This window comes from Paraburkholderia sp. (assembly GCF_028283785.1).
In the GTDB taxonomy this organism is placed as follows: Bacteria; Pseudomonadota; Gammaproteobacteria; order Burkholderiales; family Burkholderiaceae; genus Paraburkholderia.
Genome location: NZ_JAPWKB010000008.1, coordinates 306,892 through 327,188 on the forward strand (window position 1 = coordinate 306,892; position 20,297 = coordinate 327,188).

Here is a 20,297-nt window from a genome sequence, read left to right on the forward strand (position 1 = left end):
TGCGTCACCAGTTCTTGCCAGGTGTAAGCGCAACTCGCCGGGGCCGTCTCCAATCAGGCAATCGGTTGAACGCGTTGATCCCGACTTGCATCGCGGTGCCATGCAATGAGTGGTTGAGGCATGGTCGAAGCATTCCGGTCACGAAACGCCGTAGAGGCAACTGAGCCAGAGAAGCCAGGCATGCTGGCCGGTCTCGCTGATCAACAACTCGCGCATGCATTGCGCGAAATTCACGCCGACATTGCACGGCATTGGACTGTTGCCGCGATGGCGATGACGGCCGGAATGTCCCGCTCGGTCTGCGAGCGCATTCAGCACGGCGTTCAGTCGCGCCGTCGGAGGTTTACCAGCACGTTATGCAAATAGAAAAAAGTCGCACGGCGACGAGGGTTGAGAAATCGCGACTGCGGCGCGGAGCGATGATTAGTGTGGATCACTAGAGAGCGGACGAAGCTTGATGCGGTGACAGGTCAGGAGGCCCGTTTTGCGTGCTCGCTGAAAGCTGTGTAAAGGAACGGGTGTTGCTGTGTCTGAATCGATCTCTTTTTGCGGAGCAGACCATGAGCAGCCAAACCGTCGGCGACTTCATCATCGATCGGCTTTACGCCTGGGGCGTGCGTCGCATCTACGGATACCCCGGCGACGGCATCAACGGTGTATTCGGCGCAATGAATCGCGCGGAAGGCAAGATCGAATTCATCCAGGCCCGGCATGAAGAAATGGCTGCGTTCATGGCCTGTGCCCATGCAAAATTCACGGGTGAACTGGGCGTATGTATTGCCACGTCGGGGCCGGGCGCCTCGCATCTGATCACCGGTCTTTACGACGCGAGGATGGACCATATGCCGGTCCTCGCCATCGCGGGCCAGCAGGCACGTGCCGCACTGGGTGGACATTATCAGCAGGAACTCGATCTGGTGTCTATGTTCAAGGATGTCGCAGGAGCGTTCATCGAACAGGCAAGCGTGCCTGCGCAAGTGCGTCATCTGATCGACCGGGCGGTGCGTATCGCAGTCGCCGAGCGCAAGGTGACAGCCCTCGTCTTGCCGAACGACCTGCAGGATTTGCCGTATGAAGCACCGGGCCGCAAACATGGCACCTTGCATTCGGGAGTCGGCTATAGCAAGCCGCTTCTCGTGCCCTATGCGAATGACCTGCAACGCGCGGCTGAGGTACTGAACGCGGGCAAAAAAGTGGCGATCCTCGTCGGCGCGGGCGCATTGAGCGCCGCGGATGAAGTGATCGCCATCGCCGACAAGCTGGGCGCGGGCGCTGCAAAAGCACTGCTCGGCAAAGCCGTCTTGCCCGACGACTTGCCGTGGGTGACCGGTTCGATCGGGCTACTCGGCACCAGGCCTAGTTACGACCTGATGATGGAATGCGACACGTTGCTGATGATCGGATCGGGCTTTCCCTATTCGGAGTTTTTGCCGAAAGAGGGCGCTGCACGCGGCGTGCAGATCGACCTGAAGGCGGACATGCTGAGTCTGCGCTATCCGATGGAAGTGAACCTCGTCGGCGACAGTGCCGAAACGCTAAAGGCGCTCCTGCCATTGCTGCAAACGAAAGAGGATCGGAGCTGGCGCAAGAAGATCGAAGGGTGGACGGCCGGGTGGTGGACGACGCTCGAAAAGCGCGCGAAGGAAGAAGCGAAAGACAGCGCGAAGGTCGGCATCAATCCGCAACGCACGGTGTTCGAGTTGTCGTCTCGCGTGCCATCGAATGCGATCGTTACCAGCGATTCCGGATCGTGCGCGAACTGGTATGCGCGAGATCTGAAAGTGCAACGCGGGATGATGTGCTCGTTATCGGGCGGACTCGCATCGATGGGCGCAGCTGTGCCGTATGCCATTGCAGCGAAGTTTGCGCATCCGGAACGTCCCGTGATCGCGCTGGTCGGCGATGGCGCGATGCAGATGAACAACATGGCCGAACTGATCACGGTCGCAAAGTATTACGAGCGGTGGGCGGACAAACGCTGGATCTGCATGGTGCTGAACAACGGCGATCTGAATCAGGTCACATGGGAACAGCGCGTGATGGAAGGCGATCCAAAGTTCGCGGCTTCGCAGGACATCCCGAGCGTGCCCTATCACCGGTTCGCTGAGATGATTGGCCTGAAGGGTATTTACGTGGACGATGCAGAACAGATGGGCGCGGCGTGGGATCAAGCGTTGTCGTCAGATCGACCTGTCGTGATCGAGGTCAAAGCGAATCCCAACGTGCCGCCGTTGCCGCCGCATATCACGCTGGCGCAGGCCAAGGCGTTCGCTACGACGTTATTGAAAGGCGATCCGGACGAAGGGAACGTGATCGTCGAGACAGCGAAACAGGTGCTGGGCGCGGTTTTGCCGGGGCATAAGGACTGAGCGCTGCTTCGATTGAGGCATGAGCGTGCATCGCCGTGATACCGGGATCAGGGGCGGCTGGATGAACTTTCATGCCGTTTTCAAGATTCACGGGCCGCAAAAATACGATGAATCTCCTATTTCCCTAGAGGAGAAGCATCGAAGCAGGCGAGCAGTGCGGCCGGTCCCGGATACACGGCAGCACAACCCGCTACCCGTAGGCTTTCTTCCGTAAAACCACCGCACAGCACGCCGATAGTGCGAATCCCCGTTTTTTTAGCGGCTTCAGCATCGAAAGGCGTGTCACCGATTGCGACAGCGTCGGTGGCATCGATGGCGAGCCTGGTCAAAGCCGCCTTGAATATGTCGGGCGCCGGTTTCGACTGGGTCACGTCGTCCGATGACGTTCTTCGATCGATCAGCCGGGTGATGCCCGCAATCTCCAGATAGATTTTGAGTTCGTCCTGCTTTGCCGACGACGCTACCGCGATCCGGAGGCCAGCGTCCCGCGCCCGGAGAAGCAGGTCGGGCACACACGAAAACGGCCGAACCATCGGAAGGTATCGGGATTTGAAGCGTTCGCCGCGCCATGCTTCGAGTGCATCGCCGTGAGCGTGTCTATCGGCTTCGGAGAGAAACACCGGCAATAACTGGTCTCCACCTTTTCCGATCTGGCCACGCGCCTGTTCGAATGAAACGTCGTGGCCGAACTCGCTAAATGCCTCTTGCCAGGCTCGCGCATGCAGATCGACTGAATCGACGAGCGTCCCGTCGATATCAAAAATGGCAGCCTGAGTCATGGTGTCGGTTTCCAATCACGTGCAAGCATGGGCAGCTCGCGTTTTCAAACGTCCCGTTCAATCCAGTTGCTCGTGTTTCAACGCCAGTTGCACGGCGGGGCGAGTGCGCATGCGTTGGTCGAACGCCGTCAGGCGTGCTGGAATCTCCAGGCGAACCTTGCCAGCCCATAAAAGCATCGTGAACAGATAGGCATCCGCAACGCTCGCTTCGCTGCCAAACAGATAGTCGCCCTTTGCCAGGGTCGAGATGAGTTCAAATCGCTTGCGGATTTTCTCGCGTGCCGCCTCGGCTTCGGCGTCGCACGAGGGTTTGAACACGCGGCCGAACTGCTTATGAATTTCTGTTGAAATGAATGTGAGCATCTCGGTGAGGCGCGCCGTACCGAGATCTCCGGTCACCCCGAGTGCGGGTCGCTGATCTGCGATCCACGAGAGAATGGCGACGTTTTCAGTGAGGATTTCACCGTTGTCGAATTCCAGCGTGGGGACGTAGCTCTTCGGGTTGATCTCGTCGAATGATTGACCTGTTTCGGTTTTTTTCGTCTTGAGGTCGACGCGAACGCGATCGAACCCGATCTCGGCCTCATGCAGCGCAATATGGTCGGCGAGGCTGCAAGCGCCGGGCGAGTAGTAAAGCTTCATGGTTCACGTCTCCGTTGACTGCAAAGGCGAGTGGTCGCCTAGTGCCAGAAAAGAGCGATCAGAATGATGATTGGAATGGGCACACCGAGCATATAGAGAAGAATCGAGCGCATGACGCCTCCTTACAAGGTGGGTTGGTGAATGATCAGCACGTCGCGAGCCCTGCCGCCGTGCGTCGCCAGCAGGCTTGCCGAGAAGGCACCCATCAGCAGCGAGACAAATAGCCAGAGCGACGCTGAGATGGTCGCTCTTCGCGCCTTCTCTGCTCCGTCTTTGGCTGCGGCATCGAGCGCGGCGCGTTTCTGTTGCAGACGGGTATAGGTCGTCGTGACGCGCGCCTGCGCGTCCGGGGTTGCGAGGCCGGTGCGTTGCGCGACCAGGCGGCCTAGATATTCGGTGTCTTCGGGAGACAGGGGCCCACCGGCTCCGACGCTGTTCAGGAAGATGCGGGTGGTTTCAACACGCACGGCCTCGCCACCCGTCATCGCGGCAGGGGGCGGCGTCACACCTGCGGGAATTCTGTATAGGGAATCTACAAAATAGCCAACAGGCCACGCGTTAAACGCGGCTGCTGCATCGCCTCGCTCGACGATTGGCGCATTCACGTCTAGCGGACCATCGTGACTTCCGGCGCCGATAGCCGCGCCCGGGCGAATGGCGGCGGTGGCCGCCAACGTGACGAACATCGCGGTGAAGAGCGTTGCGACCGCCCAACTGAGAAAGCCGTGCGCCGTGTCGCGGAAGTGCACTTCGTCGAGATCAACGGTTGTCCAGCGGTGCCGGAGTCTGCCTGCCAGATAGCCGCCTAGTCCGGATGTCAGAACCGAAGTGACACAAATCCAGATGACGGCTGCGAATCCGAATGCTTTCGCATTGGTACCGGCTGACTTCCAGGGAGAAATTGCCGTGAGGCCCAACCCCGTTCCCAGTGTCAACAAAATCAGCGCGAACGCTGCTGCGCCAAGCCCGCCTGCAAGAATCGCGGTCCAGGAGACAGAAGAGGATGGCATCGCTGCGATCGCGGTGTCCTCTGGCGAGCGTGCGTAACCCGAAGAAGCGGGGGAGTGTTCCATGTAGCCTCCATGACCAGTTTTTTTCGGTGCACTGTTGTGTGGCGGACCGCAGTCCGTCAAAGAATGCGCTTCGTCGACAATGGCAATCGCAGTCAGCAGTTTCTATGCCGCCGAAACAGTGTTTCCAGTCAACGGTCCGTGCGCAAACGGACCACTTCCCGAAGGCGCGATCGTGCGAGCTCTCAATCGGGTCCGATCGTAAAAAACAGCGTCAACGTTCTTTTGCGTCGACGGCCACAATTTCGTATCCGGCGTCAGCGTGCGTGCTTGCCGCTTTTTCGGCGTCTTCGTAGGAGAAGAAAGTTTTGGCTTCTTTGATTTCCGGCGCGAGGCCAATGTCGCCGTCCTCCCCGGTGCAGAGATATTGCTCTCCGGTTTTCACAACATAGGCGGTAGTCATATCAGTCTCCAAGACCTGCGGGTATGCGCGTTTAGTCGAGCGATGCAGACGGGCTACACGGGTTCGTTAAGACCCTTGCTCTGTGGTGTCCATCATCACGCCTCCGGTCAACTCGTTGGGAAGCGTGATGCAAGGCGGATGCCTGGTCGCGAATTCGTGCAAGTCCCGTGAAGCACCGCTCACCTGACGATAATGCGCGGCCCGAATCCGATCCAGCACACGAGTAAGACTTTCCACTGTCGATACTTCCGTCTAACCCGATAGCGCACGCCGTTCTTACCGAGTCCGTTTATTGCTGGATGCGTGGCATCGGGCATACGCCCTGTGCACACGGAGAACGTCGAACATGAGCAAGGAACCGCGCATCGAGAAATACGACCATCCGGCCGGCGGCTGGGGCTCAGTCAAAGCGGTCGGCTCGGCCTTGATGAAGGAGCATGCGTTGCTAAACGGTGCACGCATTCTGATGCATCAGAACAAGCCCGAAGGCTTTGCTTGCGTGAGTTGCTCATGGGCGAAACCGGCTGATCCGCATCTTTTCGAATTCTGCGAAAACGGCGCAAAAGCGACCGCTTGGGAAATCACGGCCAAGCGTGTGACGCGCGAATTCTTCGAACAACACACGCTGTCGGAACTTGACACATGGACCGACTACGATCTCGAATCGCAGGGGCGCCTTACCGAGCCCATGCGTTACGATGCCACCGCCGATCGCTATGTACCCATTGCGTGGCAGCAGGCATTCGACGAGATCGGTGCAATGCTGCGCAGCTTTGATCCGAAGCGCGTGGTGTTTTACGCGTCGGGGCGTGCGTCGCTCGAAACCTCTTACATGTACCAGCTTTTCGCGCGCCTCTACGGCACCAACAATCTGCCCGACAGTTCGAATATGTGTCACGAAAGCACATCCGTGGCATTGCCCGAGACGATCGGCGCGCCGGTCGGCACTGTCACACTCGAAGACTTCGAGCACACCGACTGCTTCATGTTTTTCGGGCACAACACGGGTACAAACGCGCCCCGGATGCTGCATCCATTACAGGAGGCCCGCAAGCGCAACGCGGAGATCATCACCTTTAACCCGCTGAAAGAACGCGGGCTGGTGACGTTCGCGAATCCGCAAGCGCCGACCGAAATGCTGTCGAACGCCCAGACACCGATCAGCACGCAGTATCACCAGGTCAAGATCGGTGGCGATATAGCGGCCGTCGCGGGAATCTGCAAGGCGCTGATCGAAGCCGACGACCGCGCGCAGCGCGAAGGCCTGCCACGCGTGCTCGATGTCGAATTCATCGCCGAACACACTCACGGTTTCGACGCGTTTGTGGACGCGATGCGCGCGCTGTCGTGGCAGGATATCGAACTGCAGAGCGCGCTCACGCGTAGCGCGCTGCAGGCGGCAGCGGCAACCTACGCGCGCTCCAAAGCGGCGATGATCCTCTACGGCATGGGTATCACGCAGCACCGCGAAGGCGTGCTCGCCGTGCAGATGCTCACCAATCTGATGCTGTTGCGCGGCAATATCGGCAAGCCGGGCGCGGGCATCTGTCCGATTCGCGGACATTCGAACGTGCAGGGACAACGCACGGTCGGCATTACCGAAAAACCCGCGCTTGCGCCGCTCGACAAGCTCGCCACGCTGTATCGCTTTGAGCCGCCGCGCGACGAAGGCCTGTCTACCGTGGACGCATGCGCGGGCGTGCGCGACGGCTCCGTCGATGCGTTCATCGGTCTGGGGGGCAACTTCGCGCGCGCGACGCCCGACCCGCACGCGCTCGAAGCCGGCTGGCGACGTCTGCCGCTCAACGTGCAGATCGGCACGCACCTGAACCGCAGTCACGTTTTGCACGGACGTGCCGCTTATTTACTGCCGTGTCTCGGCCGAATCGAGGTCGACCAACAGGCGAGCGGGCCTCAATCGGTGACGGTGGAAGACAGCACCGCGTGCATTCACGGATCGCGTGGATTCGCGGAGCCAGCGAGCCGCGACCTGCTTTCGGAGCCAGCCATCGTCGCGGGTATCGCGAAAGCCACGCTAGCGGCGAACTTCGTGCCGTGGGACGAGTGGGTGTCGAATTACGCCCTCGTGCGCGACGCGATCGAGGCCACCTATCCCGACCAGTTCGCGCAATTCAACCAGAGGATGTCGCAACCCGGTGGGTTTCGACGTCCTCTTCCGGCCGCCAGGCGCGAATGGAAAACCAGCACCGGCAAGGCGAATTTCATTGTGCCGCAGGGACTGGGCGAAGACCCCGACATGCGCTTCGACGGCGAACGGACCCTGCGGCTGATGACAACGCGCGGCGACAGTCAATTCAACACCACGGTCTACTCGCTGGACGATCGTTTTCGTGGCGTCTACAACACGAGAGATGTGTTGTTGATGAACCGCGACGACATGACCCGCCTCGGCTTCGAAGAGAATGACGAAGTGGTTGTGTCGACTGTCGCTCATGACGAGGTAGAGCGTGCGTTGAGCGGGCTGCGGGTTCATGCTCATGACATTCCGGCTGGCTGCGTGATGGGCTATTTCCCCGAGTGCAACGTGCTGATTCCGCTCGCGCATCACGCAAAGCGCAGCAAGGTGCCGGCAGGAAAAGCGATTCCCGTTCACTTGCGGGCGTTAAGCCATGGGTCTGCCTAAGGGCGGCGTTTACCGCGGTCGGACGACGATATGACGTGAACGGGCATTCGCGCTCACGCAAGGGTTGGGGATGAAATCGCGAATGTGCCGACGTGTATACCTATGAAACAATAGGTCCAATATGTAATTCTGGTGGCTTATGAACGTACGAGATCGAAACAACGTCCATATCGGCGGTAGCGGCGGAACCACCGTGCTGTTCGCACACGGGTTCGGTTGCGATCAGAACATGTGGCGACTGTTCGCGCCGAGCTTTGAACATCGGTACCGCACCGTCCTGTTCGATCTCGTGGGTAGCGGAAGGTCTGACTTGTCGGCTTACAACCGGGCCCGGTACAGCACGCTCGAAGGCTATGCAGATGATGTGCTCGACATCGTTGACGGGTTGGAAGCCGGTCCGGTCATTTTCGTAGGTCATTCGGTGAGCGCTATGATCGGGATGCTTGCCGCAATCAAGGCGCCGGAGCGTTTTGCCGCGAACGTGATGATTGGGCCGTCACCGTCCTTTATCAATGATGGCAGCTATATCGGTGGATTCGAGCGCGCGGATATTGAAGATCTTCTTGAAACGCTTGAAAGCAACTATCTTGGCTGGTCGAGCACCATGGCACCGGCGATCATGGGCGCACCTGATCAGCCAGCGCTTGCGGACGAGCTGACAAATAGTTTTTGTCGCACTGATCCAGAGATCGCCAGGCATTTTGCGCGCGTGACTTTCCTTTCCGACCACCGGGCCGATCTGTGTCGCGTGAGGACCCCAACGCTGATCGTCCAGTCACACGACGATCTGCTCGCGCCCGTGTCGGTCGGGAATTACATGCGCGACGCGATCGCGGGCAGTACGCTCAGTATCGTCGACAACGTGGGGCATTGCCCGCACCTGAGCGCACCGGGTGACAGCAAGGCCGCAACTGACGCATTTCTCAAAGGCTTGGGTCTGTGATGGATAGCGGTGGTCACGCGCGTGTACCGGTCGAGGACGCATACGAACAAAAAATCGCCCCAACCAACACGGTTGCCCCGCACAAATCAATACAGTTTGGCTGAACAGTATTTTGCTGTATCGGGAAACCTTGCCGCGTCGTCGCTACAGTCGGTGGGTCTTCAAGGAGCCCGCGATGAGCAACGAATCGAACAACCAATCGAACAGCAGCACGCCCGACCTCTCGAACTTCTGGATGCCGTTCACGGCAAACCGGCAATACAAAGCCGCACCGCGCCTGTTCAAGGCCGCGAAGGGCATGTACTACACCAGCAGCGACGACCGCCAGGTGCTCGACGCCACCGCGGGCCTGTGGTGCGTGAACGCCGGTCACGGCCGCACCGAAATCGTCGAAGCCGTGTCGAAGCAACTCGCGACGATGGACTTCGCGCCGACCTTCCAGATGGGCCATCCGCTCGCGTTCGAAGCAGCGTCGAAAGTCGCCGAACTGATGCCGACCGGTCTGGATCGCATCTTCTTCACGAACTCCGGTTCGGAATCGGTCGATACCGCGCTGAAAATCGCGCTCGCGTATCACCGGGCGCGCGGCGAAGGCCAGCGCACCCACTTCATCGGTCGTGAACGCGGTTATCACGGCGTCGGTTTCGGCGGCATTTCGGTGGGCGGGATCGGCGGCAATCGCAAGACGTTCTCGGGCAATCTGCTGCCGCACGTCGATCATCTGCCGCACACGTACAACCACGCTGAAACGGCGTTCACGCGCGGTCAGCCGAACTGGGGCGCGCATCTCGCCGACGACCTCGAACGGATCGTCGCGCTGCACGATCCGTCGACCATCGCCGCGGTGATCGTCGAGCCGCTGGCAGGGTCGACCGGTGTGCTGGTGCCGCCGAAGGGCTATCTGCAAAAGCTGCGCGAAATCTGCACGAAGCACGGCATCCTGCTCGTGTTCGACGAAGTCATCACCGGTTTCGGCCGTCTCGGCAAGGCCACCGCCAGCGAATACTTCGGCGTCACGCCCGACCTGCTGACGATGGCCAAGGCAATCAATAACGCTTCCGTGCCGATGGGCGCGGTTGCTGCCGGCCGTCACGTCCACGACGCAGTGGTCAACGCCGCCCCGGAAAACGCAATCGAGTTCTTCCACGGCTATACGTATTCCGCGCATCCGGCTGCGGCTGCCGCCGCGATTGCGACGCTCGATCTGTACAAGCGCGACAACCTGTTCGAGCGCGCGAACGGCCTCGCCGCGACCTTCGAAAATGCAGTGCACGAGCTGCGCACGTCGCATCACGTGAAAGACATCCGCAATCTCGGTCTGGTCGCGGGGATCGAACTGGAATCGCGTCCGGGTGCGCCGGGCGCGCGTGCGTACGAAGCGTTCGTCAAATGCTTCGAGCGCGGTCTGCTGGTTCGCTACACGGGCGACATCCTCGCGTTCTCGCCGCCGCTGATCATCGACGAAGCCCAGATCGACCAGATTTTCTCGACCGTGCGCGACGTGCTGAAGGATGTTGCCTGATCCCGCGTCCGTCCGTTTCAGGCCCGCCGCGCGATGCGCCGGGCCGTTTCTATCCGAGGTAAAGCAATGAATGCAGTGAACGAACAAGGCAAGCTGGCGGTGCAGCAGCTCGGCCATTTTATCGGCGGTGCGGCCGCCGAGCCGACCAGCGGTCTGTTCAAGGACGTCTTCAATCCGGCCACCGGCAAGGTGACGGGTTCGGTGGCGCTCGCGTCCGTCGCGGAAGTGGACAACGCGGTCAGGGCGGCGAAAGCGGCGTTTCCCGCGTGGAGCGAAACCGCGCCGTTGAAGCGCGCGCGCGTGCTGTTCAAGTTCAAGGAATTGCTGAACAGGCATCATGACGAACTCGCGATGCTGATTACGCGCGAGCACGGCAAGGTGTTCTCCGATGCGCAGGGCGAAGTGGTGCGCGGCATCGAAATCGTCGAATTTGCGTGCGGCATTCCGAACCTGCTGAAAACCGATTTCACCGACCAGATCGGTGGCAGCATCGACAACTGGAACCTGCGTCAGCCATTGGGCGTGGTCGCCGGTATCACGCCGTTCAACTTCCCGGTGATGGTGCCGATGTGGATGTTCCCGGTCGCGCTCGCGTGCGGCAATACCTTCGTGCTGAAGCCGTCGGAGCGCGATCCGTCGGCGTCGCTGCGCCTCGCGGAACTGCTGAAGGAAGCGGGCTTGCCCGACGGCGTGTTTAACGTCGTGAACGGCGACAAGGTGGCGGTCGATGCGCTGATCGAACATCCGGATGTCGCGGCGCTGTCGTTCGTCGGCTCGACGCCGATCGCCGAATACATCTATCAGCAGGCGTCGCAGCATGGCAAACGCGTGCAGGCGCTCGGCGGCGCGAAAAACCATCTGGTCGTGATGCCGGATGCCGACCTCGATCAGGCCGTCGATGCATTGATCGGCGCGGCCTACGGTTCGGCAGGCGAACGCTGCATGGCGATTTCGGTGGCGGTCGCGGTCGGTAACGTCGCGGATCGACTGATCGAAAAGCTGGTGCCGCGCGTGAAGTCGCTGATTATCGGCAACGGCGAAAACGCGGACGCGGAAATGGGTCCGCTGGTTACGGCCGAACACAAGGCGAAGGTCGCCGGATATATCGCGTCGGGCGAGGCGGAAGGCGCGACGCTGATCGTCGATGGCCGCGCGCATCCGGTGGTCGGCGAAGACGGATTCTTTATCGGCGGCACGCTGTTCGACAACGTCGGCACGGAGATGAAGATCTACAAGGAAGAGATTTTCGGACCGGTGCTGGCGGTGGTGCGTGTGCCCGATTTCGCGAGTGCGGTGGAACTGATCAACAAGCACGAATTCGGCAACGGCGTCGCGTTGTTCACGTCCGATGGCGGTGTGGCCCGCGCGTTCAGCCGCCAGATTCAGGTGGGCATGGTGGGCATCAACGTGCCGATTCCGGTGCCGATGGCGTGGCATTCGTTCGGCGGCTGGAAGCGTTCGCTGTTCGGCGATCATCACGCATACGGCGAAGAGGGCGTGCGCTTCTACACGCGCTACAAGAGCATCATGCAGCGCTGGCCGGACAGCATCGCGAAGGGTGCTGAATTCACGATGCCGGTCGCGAAGTAAGAGTCTGGGTCTCGCCGCAGGGTGACGTCGCAATGACGCCATCCTGCGGCGTGCCGTGTTTGAAACGCCAGCGGCTTAAATCAGTGATGATTTAATTCCGAATTACATCCGATTATTTCCGAATGGCAACGCCTGTCATTCCCGGTAAATAGTCGGATTATTTCGGGGTGGAAGCGTTGCCATGCTGGCATCGCCGCAACCCCGCCGTTGTAGTTATCCAACGCAACGCACAATTTTCGGCTTTATTCCCCGCACGATCCCGGACTACGTTCGCCAGCCCACATTGGGCATATTTCGAAATGGGCAGAATCGATTCCAGATCAGCACAGAGCGCGGCTGCCAGCGGGTTTGCCGGGCTTTGACTGTCGCCGGACCGGATTTTCGATGTTCAGTTTCGTGACTGTCGCGCACGGGGGATTGGCGCGTCTGGATGAGCAAACGTTTGTTAGCTCCGCGTAATCGTTCAAAAGAAATCAGCAGACGGCAGATTCATTCTATCGCAAAGAAACCAGCAGGCGCGCATGGACGCAAACCGTCCTGACGGCCGGGGCATTCTCGTGCGCGTGATTGGCTTGCATGGATAGCCGGATATGAAACCTGAACCTGTTGTGCATACCGATCGCATTTCAAACATCGAATGGGAAATTGGCCAGATCGAAACATCGGCCTGTTTATCGATTGAATCGGGCACTGCGGTGGATGCGGCAGCCAGAAACGCATTTGCCGCCGGATTTGATTGGTTGTCTAAATTTATTATGGAGCCGCATCCCGATCTGGGACGGCGTGGACCGGTTTGCCCTTTTGCACGGCCGTCGCATAGCGAAGGGTCGATGGTATTTTGTGTATGGGATGTCGGGAATCTGGGTTTCGATCTTTATATCGACATATTAAAAGCGATCCCCGATTTATATCAGCGTCTGCTGCAGACTAAAAAAGGGCAGGCGAGAATATTCTCGGTTTGTATCTTTTTAACTGGACTCGATGAATCGCAATATTCTCATTACATCGACGAAGCGCATTCGCAGGTGAAGCCGGACTTTATGGACGCCGGGCTGATGCTGGGCGAATTCCATCCGTTGAGCACGGCGGGCGGCGCGCATTCGGACAGTTTCAGGCCGATGCGCAGCAGTGTGCCGATGTTCGTGATCCGCTCAATTTCCCATCACGACATTCTGTTTATCGACCGCGCCGGCAGTTCGCCGGAAAAAAGCATTCGCGAGCTGTCGAATTATCTGTTCACGATCGGTGCAACGCTCACCGACGACGAAGTCGCGCGGATCGAAAATCGCATCGACGCGCTGAAAGAGCAGGTCGAACGGCAATCGCGGGCTGAGGCGCGGACCGAAGCGCGCGTCGGGTTGCGCGCGTAGCCGGCGGGCTGCCTCAGGTCGGCACGGATCGAAGCGGTCGTGCCGGTTCGCTACAATGCGGGTTCACTTTGAACTTGGGGGAACCCTGTGAAATCCGTTGCTGTCATGCTGGCTACTCTCGCTGTCGCGTCTTCGGCATTTGCCGCGCCGGCTACCACCGAAAAGCTGCCGTCGGGTGTGGTCGTCGAGCACCTTACGCAAGGCACGGGTCCGAAGCCCACCGCCGCCGACGTCGTGCGCGTCAACTATCGCGGCACGCTGGCGAACGGCACCGAATTCGACGCATCGTCGAAACACGGCGGCCCGGCTGAATTCCCGCTTGGTCGCGTGATTCCGTGCTGGACGCAAGGCGTCGCGACGATGAAGGTCGGCGAGAAGGCCAAGCTGAGCTGCCCGGCTGCGACCGCCTATGGCGATCGCGGCGTCGGCACGATTCCGCCGAACAGCAATCTGACGTTCGAAGTCGAATTGCTGGCCATCGTCAAGTAAGACGCGAAGCGCGCAATCCGCTGATAAAAAGCGCGTCGGCCATCATGGCCGACGCGTTTTTTTATTGTGCCGCGCGTTCTGTTCGGGCGGCCCGCTCCGCCAAAGACGCACGCACCCGCTCGACCACGCCATCCCATTCGCCGGGCGCAGCTTGCCTGAACAGCGTCGCGTCGGGATACCACGGACTGTCGTCGCGTTCGAGCAACCATCGCCAGCAGGTGTCGAAGCGGTTCAGGATCCAGACCGGTTTCGCCATCGCGCCCGCCAGATGCGCGGTCGAGGTATCGACGGAAATCACCAGATCGAGATTGGCGACCAGCGCGGCCGTATCCGCGAAATCGTGCAGATCCGCGGTGAAATCGACGATGCGCCGCGCCGGGTCCAGCGTGTCGTTGACGGCGGCGAGCTGTTGCGCGGCCGCGCCTTTCTGCACGCTGTAAAACGTCACGTCGGGCAGATCGAACAAAGATGCCAGCGTTGCCAGCGACATCGAGCGGCGCGCATCGTTCTTACGCAACTCGGTCACGTGCGGACGATTTCCGCCTGCCCACACGAGACCCACTTTCAGCCCGCGCGGCGCGGTCTGCGTACACCGCTCGGCCCATTGCCGCGTCATCGCCGGGTCGGCAAACAGATACGGCGTGGCAGCGGGAATCGTACTGAGCGTGGTGTGAAATGCCAACGGCAGACTCAGCAACGGACAGTGGCAATCGAACGGTGGCAACGGCAGTCCACGCGCGACGAGTTGCGTCACGCCCGCGAGGCCGTCGAGCAGCCGGATCAGTTCGGGCGGCACTTCGAGGATCACCGTCGCGCCGAGCCGCGCGACGTCGGCGGCATAGCGGCAAAACTGCAGCGTGTCGCCGAGACCTTGCTCCGCGTGCAGCAGGATCGTCTTGCCGTCGAGCGGCGTGTCGCCCAGCCATAGCGCCTGCGTGAAACCGCGCTGCTCCGGCTTCACGCGTTGCCGCTCCCAGCGCCATTCGAACTCGCGCCAACCTTCGTCGAACGCGCCCGTGGACAGCAGGCAGATCGAGCGATTCCAGTGCGCTTCCGGTGAATCGCGCTGCAACTGAAGCGCGCGATCGTAGCTGGCGAGCGCATCGGCGTGGCGGTTCAGATCGATCAGCGTCGGCCCGAGATTGGTCCACGCATCGGCGAAGCCGGGCGCGAGATCGAGCGCGCGCCGATAGCTCTGCTGCGCGTCGTCCGCACGATTCAGGTCGCTCAGCGCATTGCCGCGATTGCTCCACGCTTCGGCATACGACGGTTGCCGCGCGATCGCTTCGTCGCAACTGGCGAGCGCGTCGGCGGCGCGGCCCAGATCGCGTAATGCGCACGCGCGGTTGTTCCAGGCTTGCGCGAAATCCGGTTGCACTGTCAGCGCGCGCTCGAAGCTGCTCAACGCCTGATCCGCGTGACCGAGACCGGCGAGCGCATTGCCGCGATTATTCAGCGCGTCGGCGAAATCCGGTCGTAGCGCGAGCGCGCGATTCGCGGCGGCGAGTGCGTCGTCGTAACGCTGCGACGCGTTTAGCGCGAACGCGAGATTCGAGTGAATGGCCGGCTGTTTTGCGTCGATGGCGATCGCGCGTTTGAGCAGCGCGATGCCTTCGTCGAGGCGTCCGGATTGCAGCGTCAGCGCGCCGAGCAACTGGATCGCGTCGAAGTGTTTGGGGCGTGCGGCCAGAATCTCGCGGTACAGGGTTTCGGCGACGTCGGGCGCGCCGTTTTGCTGCAAAGACACCGCCTGTTGCAGCATGGCATCGATCTGGCGAGGCTGAAGCGCGGTCTTGCTCATGGTTCGGTATCGGAAGATGGCTGCCCGCAGGCGTTCGACAGACGATTATCCAGCAAAACGACGCGATGCCCGATGCGCGGCGGCGCGATGCGATTGTCCCGAAACGTGTAAGCTGGCCTGCATCCGACGCATAGCCCGTGAAGGAGTTTCGTATGTCAACACCCGATGACGTCGTCTTTCTGTTCGATGTCGATAACACCTTGCTCGACAACGATCATGTCATCAGCGATCTGCGCAGCCATCTGACCGAAGCCTTCGGCGCGGCGTGCAGCGATCGCTACTGGCAACTGTTCGAAGCACTGCGCAGCGAGCTGGGTTACGCCGATTATCTCGGCGCGCTACAGCGCTATCGCGGCGAAAACGAAAGCGATACGCGGCTGCTGCAAATGTCGGCGTTTTTGATCAACTATCCGTTTCCGGAGCGGGTGTATCCGGGCGCGTTCGACGCGATCGGCTACGCGCGCGAAGCCGGACCAACCGTGATCGTGTCCGATGGCGACGTGGTGTTCCAGCCGCGCAAGATCGAGCGGGCGGGATTGTGGAAGGCATTCGACGGCCGCGTGATGATCTTTATCCACAAGGAGCGGATGCTTCGCGCGATCGAAGCGGCGTATCCGGCGCGCCATTACGTGATGATCGACGACAAGCTGCGCATTCTGACCGCGATGAAAGAGCAGTGGGGCGACCGTCTGACCACCGTATTCGTGCGGCAAGGCCATTACGCGCACGACACCGAAGCGATTGCCGATTTCCCGGCCGCGGATCTGACGATCGAGACCATCGCCGAATTGAAAGACGTGCCGATGGCGGCGTTGCTGGGTTGACCGCGATGCAAACGAAAACCGGCGCATGACGCGCCGGTTTTTTTCGCCGTGCTGTGACGCTTAGCCGGCTGCGTTATCGATCCACGCGCAAACATCGCCGGTATTCAGGCGACGCGCGCCGAGCACGAAGCTCGCATCGGCCGGCGACGGCGCATCGACGCCGGTAGGGCCGAAGTTGAACGCGAACGTGACATTGCCGCGACGTCGCGTGCGTAGTCCTTCGGGCAATGCTTGCACGCGCAAACCGGCGTCGAGCGCGGCCTGTTCGAGCAGAGCCCGATGCAACGGATGCGCGAGCCACGCACCCACGTAACGCAGCGTGCCCTGGCGAATCACCGCAGGCCAGCCGTCGTCGAACTGCGCATCGACCTGCGCGTCGCCATTCGCGCGCAGATGCTCGCGCCAATGGATCGCGATACCGTCGACACCATTGATCGACGTGGACGGCTGCAGGCTCGCCCGCAACGATTCCACTTCGAGCACTTGCAGCGGCAACACGGTTTGCAGCGCGCCCGGCGCGAGATTCGACGGGATCGCGAATTCGCGGGTTTTCGAACCGGTGCGCGGACCGAACACCCATTGCGCGTGGCTCCGCTCGATCTGCTGCACCAGCGCGTGATCGACCACCGCGAGGCTCGGCACGACCACCAGCCGGTACGCGGACAAATCCGCTTTCGACGACACGATATCCACGTCGAGGCCCAATTCGCGCAGCGCCTCGTAGTAGTCGAACGCGAGCGTCTGATAGTCGAAGCTCTTGCCGTGCCGCTGGATTTCGAACATCCACTGCGTTTCGTAATCGAACACCACCGCGACGCTTGCCGGCGACGCCGCAGGCAGCGTCGATAGGGCATCGGACGCGGCGATTTCAGCTGCGGCGCGGCGCACTTCCATGCCGCCCGGCGACAATTCGTTGTTCGGCAGATTCAGCCCGGAATGCATCTGTTCCTGCGCGTACGGGCATTGTCGCCAGCGGAAATAGGACACCAGTTCCGCACCGTGCGCGAACGCCTCGTACGCCCACAAACGCACCATGCCGGGCGCGGGAACCGGATTCCACGGCGCCCAGTTGACCGGGCCGGCCTGCTGTTCCATCACCCAGAAACGGCCGCGTCCGACGCCGCGATACCGGTCGTGATCGAAAGCCGAAACGTCCGGATGCGCAGTGCGTGCATAGCGCGCTTTCTGTTCTTCGGGCAACGCGATCGATTCCGTGCGCGCGATCGGGTAGCTGTCCCACGCGGCGACGTCGATCGCGTTGTCGGCGGAAAAGTCGTAGTGATCGAAGGTGGTGAAAAAGCCCATGAAGTTGTGCAGCATGTCCGCGTCGGGCGCATGACGGCGCAGTACGTCGATCTGCTCGCGGTGGAAGCTCGCCACTTCGTCGGACATAAAGCGGCGGAAGTCCAGCAGATGGATCGGATTCGCGTCGGTCGGCGTCAGGTTCGGCAATTCGATCGCGTCGAACGATGCGTATTCCATGCTCCAGAACACGTTGCCCCACGCTTCGTTCAACTGCCCGATGGTTTCGTAGCGCTTCGCGAGCCAGCCGTGGAAACGCTGCAACGCGGCCTTCGAATAACTCGGTACGGTTTCGTGGCAACCGAGTTCGTTATCGGTTTGCCATGCGATCACCGACGGATGGCGTCCGTAGCGTGCGGCCATCACGTCGACGATACGCAGGCATTCGCGGCGATACGTGTCGCTCGCGATGTCGTAATGACGACGCGAGCCGAAGTTCCACGTGGTGCCGTCGGCACGCACCGGCAACACGTCCGGATGCGCGTCGATCAACCACTTCGGCGGCGATGCGGTCGGCGTGCCGAGCACGATTTTCAGACCCGCCGACGCCAGCGTTTCAACGGCTTCGTCGAGCCAGTTCCATACGTATTCGCCGGCGCGCGGTTCCATCCGGCTCCACGCGAATTCCGCGATCCGCACATGCGTGATACCGAGTTCGACCATGCGTTTTGCATCGTCGGCCCACATCGTGCGCGGCCATTGTTCGGGGTAGTAGCAGACACCAAGTTGCATAGAAAGTCTCGCGAAAAAGGGGTGAAAGCAGGGCGAGCGGTCAGCCCTTGCTCGCGCCGAACGTCAGTCCGGCGACAAAATGTTTTTGCATCGCGAAGAACATCAGCACCGACGGCAACGCGGCCAGTACCGATCCCGCCGCAACGAGATTCCACGCGGTCGTCCATTGACCCTTCAATGCCGCGACACCGACGGTGATCGGCGCGGCATCGTCGCCTTGCGTCAGGCACAGCGCCCAGAAGTAGTCGTTCCACACGAACGTGAACACCAGAATGCCGAGCGCGGCAAGCGCGGGACGGATCAGCGGCAGCACGATCCGCGCGTAGATGGTCCATTCGCTCGCGCCTTCGACGCGCGCCGCTTCGATCAGCTCGAACGGCAACTGCTTGATGAAGTTGCGCAGGAACAGCGTGCAAAAGCCGGTCTGAAACGACACATGGAAAATCACCATTGCCCAGACGGTGTTGAACAGTCCGAACTTCAGCGCCATGTCGCGGACCGGAATCATCAGGATCTGGATCGGCACGAAGTTGCCCGCGACGAACGCGAACAGCACGGCGGTGTTGCCGGGAAAGCGATACGTCGCCAGCGCGAAGCCCGCCATCGAAGCAAGCAGGATCGCGCCGAGCACCGACGGCACCGTGATCAGCACGCTATTGGCGAAGTAGTGGAGCATCGGCGTCTGCGTGAGCGCCGCGCCGTAGTTTTCGATCAGCGCGAAATGCTTCGGCCACGTCCAGTAATCGCCGCGCGACAGTTCGTCCGACGAGCGGATCGAGGTGACGAGCACGGCGAGCATCGGCAGCAGCCAGATCACCAGCGCGAGCGGCAGCGACGCTTTGTACAGCATGCGTGGAAGGGGTTTCCAGCGTTCGACGGGAAGCGGATACATGATGCGTGACTCCGTGATTTCAGCGTTCTTCGCGCAGCATGCGGCGCAGATGGAACACGATGTAGACGAGCATGATCGCGAACAGCACCACGGCAATCGACGCCGAATAGCCTTCGCGGTAGTACTTGATCGCCTGGTCGTACATGTAATAGGCCAGCACGGTCGAGCTGTCGAAAGGACCGCCGCCGCTCATCACCGCAATCAGGTCGAAACTGCGCAACGCGCCGATGATCGTCAGCACGACCGCCATGAAGGTGGCCGGACGAAGCTGCGGCAGGATCACGTGCCACAACAGCTTCAGACCTTTCGCGCCTTCCATGCGCGCGGCTTCGACCACTTCCGGATTGATCGCGGTGAGGCCGGTCAGATACAGCACCATGCAGAACGGCGTCTGCGGCCATAACGCGGCGAAGATGATGCCGAGCGTCACCGTGTGCGGATCGCCGAGCACCGGAATGCCGTGTCCGACGAAGACCTTCAGCAAGCCGAAGGTCGGGTCGTAAAACCAGCTGAAGACCAGCCCGACCACCACGCCCGACAACACGAACGGCGCGAAGAACAGCGACTTCACGAGTCGCATGCCGCGCATTTTCTGGTTCAGGTACAGCGCGAAAATCAGTCCGAGCGGCGGTGCGAGCAGGAAGAACGCGAGCCACAGCAGATTGTTCTTGAGCGCGGTGTAGAAGGTGTCGGTGTGGAACAGTTCGATGTAGTTATCGAAGCCGACAAAGCTCTTCGGCGTCATGCCGTCCCAGTTATAAAAACTGAGCGAGATGCTGCTGATAATCGGGTAGAGCACGCACAACGTGAACAGCGCGCAGCCCGGTAACAGAAAGAAAAATGCCGCACGATTCTGCCGGCGACGGGTCGTCCAGACGCGACGCTGCCGCGCCGCAGGCAGGCGGCTCGCAATGGGATGAGACAT

At 60.8% G+C, this 20,297-nt stretch carries 16 protein-coding genes; 8 read left to right on the plus strand and 8 right to left on the minus strand.

What is annotated here, in order from left to right:
• Positions 1-560: 560 nt before the first annotated feature.
• A complete protein-coding gene (locus PW947_RS11010; protein ID WP_299631558.1) occupies positions 561-2,369 on the plus strand; it encodes a thiamine pyrophosphate-requiring protein in 1,809 nt (602 codons plus the stop codon).
• Between the two features lie 116 nt (positions 2,370-2,485).
• Here the strand turns inward: PW947_RS11010 and PW947_RS11015 are convergent, their stop codons facing one another.
• The 4 genes from PW947_RS11015 to PW947_RS11030 form a co-directional block, all read right to left on the minus strand.
• Positions 2,486-3,148 (minus strand): HAD family hydrolase, encoded by a 663-nt coding sequence (locus tag PW947_RS11015; protein ID WP_299631559.1) that lies wholly within the window; start codon positions 3,146-3,148, stop codon positions 2,486-2,488.
• A gap of 57 nt (positions 3,149-3,205) precedes the next feature.
• The gene (locus PW947_RS11020) at positions 3,206-3,790 is read right to left on the minus strand and encodes a glutathione binding-like protein (RefSeq protein WP_299631560.1); all 585 of its coding nucleotides are present in this window, start codon (positions 3,788-3,790) and stop codon (positions 3,206-3,208) included.
• 122 nt (positions 3,791-3,912) lie between these two features.
• Positions 3,913-4,863 carry a hypothetical protein gene (locus tag PW947_RS11025; RefSeq protein ID WP_299631561.1) on the minus strand — a complete coding sequence of 317 codons (951 nt, stop codon included), beginning with the start codon at positions 4,861-4,863 and terminating at the stop codon, positions 3,913-3,915.
• A 211-nt stretch (positions 4,864-5,074) separates the two neighbouring features.
• On the minus strand, positions 5,075-5,263 hold the full coding sequence (locus tag PW947_RS11030; RefSeq protein WP_299631564.1) for a hypothetical protein: 189 nt from the start codon (positions 5,261-5,263) through the stop codon (positions 5,075-5,077).
• A gap of 346 nt (positions 5,264-5,609) precedes the next feature.
• Here PW947_RS11030 and PW947_RS11035 point away from each other — a divergent pair, with 346 nt between their 5' ends.
• The 6 genes from PW947_RS11035 to PW947_RS11060 all read left to right on the plus strand — a co-directional run bounded on the left by PW947_RS11035 (position 5,610) and on the right by PW947_RS11060 (position 13,821).
• Complete coding sequence (locus tag PW947_RS11035; RefSeq protein WP_299631566.1) at positions 5,610-7,907, plus strand: FdhF/YdeP family oxidoreductase; 2,298 nt, start codon at positions 5,610-5,612, stop codon at positions 7,905-7,907.
• 139 nt (positions 7,908-8,046) lie between these two features.
• Complete coding sequence (locus PW947_RS11040) at positions 8,047-8,850, plus strand: alpha/beta hydrolase (protein ID WP_299631568.1); 804 nt, start codon at positions 8,047-8,049, stop codon at positions 8,848-8,850.
• 175 nt (positions 8,851-9,025) lie between these two features.
• A complete protein-coding gene (locus PW947_RS11045; RefSeq protein ID WP_299631569.1) occupies positions 9,026-10,372 on the plus strand; it encodes an aspartate aminotransferase family protein in 1,347 nt (448 codons plus the stop codon).
• 66 nt (positions 10,373-10,438) lie between these two features.
• Positions 10,439-11,962: a CoA-acylating methylmalonate-semialdehyde dehydrogenase gene (locus PW947_RS11050; RefSeq protein WP_299631570.1), complete on the plus strand. Its 1,524-nt coding sequence runs from the start codon at positions 10,439-10,441 to the stop codon at positions 11,960-11,962.
• A 590-nt stretch (positions 11,963-12,552) separates the two neighbouring features.
• Positions 12,553-13,332: a DUF6875 domain-containing protein gene (locus PW947_RS11055; RefSeq protein WP_299631572.1), complete on the plus strand. Its 780-nt coding sequence runs from the start codon at positions 12,553-12,555 to the stop codon at positions 13,330-13,332.
• 87 nt (positions 13,333-13,419) lie between these two features.
• Positions 13,420-13,821 carry an FKBP-type peptidyl-prolyl cis-trans isomerase gene (locus tag PW947_RS11060; protein WP_299631573.1) on the plus strand — a complete coding sequence of 134 codons (402 nt, stop codon included), beginning with the start codon at positions 13,420-13,422 and terminating at the stop codon, positions 13,819-13,821.
• A gap of 61 nt (positions 13,822-13,882) precedes the next feature.
• Here PW947_RS11060 and PW947_RS11065 read toward each other — a convergent pair whose 3' ends face one another.
• On the minus strand, positions 13,883-15,622 hold the full coding sequence (locus PW947_RS11065) for a tetratricopeptide repeat protein (protein WP_299631574.1): 1,740 nt from the start codon (positions 15,620-15,622) through the stop codon (positions 13,883-13,885).
• 152 nt (positions 15,623-15,774) lie between these two features.
• Between PW947_RS11065 and PW947_RS11070 the strand changes: the two genes are divergently transcribed.
• Entirely contained in the window at positions 15,775-16,446 is a 672-nt protein-coding gene (locus PW947_RS11070) for an HAD family hydrolase (protein WP_299631576.1), read from the plus strand.
• A gap of 60 nt (positions 16,447-16,506) precedes the next feature.
• Here PW947_RS11070 and PW947_RS11075 read toward each other — a convergent pair whose 3' ends face one another.
• From PW947_RS11075 to PW947_RS11085, 3 genes are read right to left on the minus strand one after another with little or no spacing between them, the layout of a single operon-like run.
• Positions 16,507-18,480, minus strand: coding sequence for a beta-galactosidase (locus PW947_RS11075; RefSeq protein ID WP_299631578.1), 1,974 nt, complete (start codon positions 18,478-18,480; stop codon positions 16,507-16,509).
• 40 nt (positions 18,481-18,520) lie between these two features.
• A complete protein-coding gene (locus PW947_RS11080) occupies positions 18,521-19,372 on the minus strand; it encodes a carbohydrate ABC transporter permease (protein WP_299631580.1) in 852 nt (283 codons plus the stop codon).
• A 19-nt stretch (positions 19,373-19,391) separates the two neighbouring features.
• Positions 19,392-20,297 (minus strand): sugar ABC transporter permease, encoded by a 906-nt coding sequence (locus tag PW947_RS11085; RefSeq protein WP_299631582.1) that lies wholly within the window; start codon positions 20,295-20,297, stop codon positions 19,392-19,394.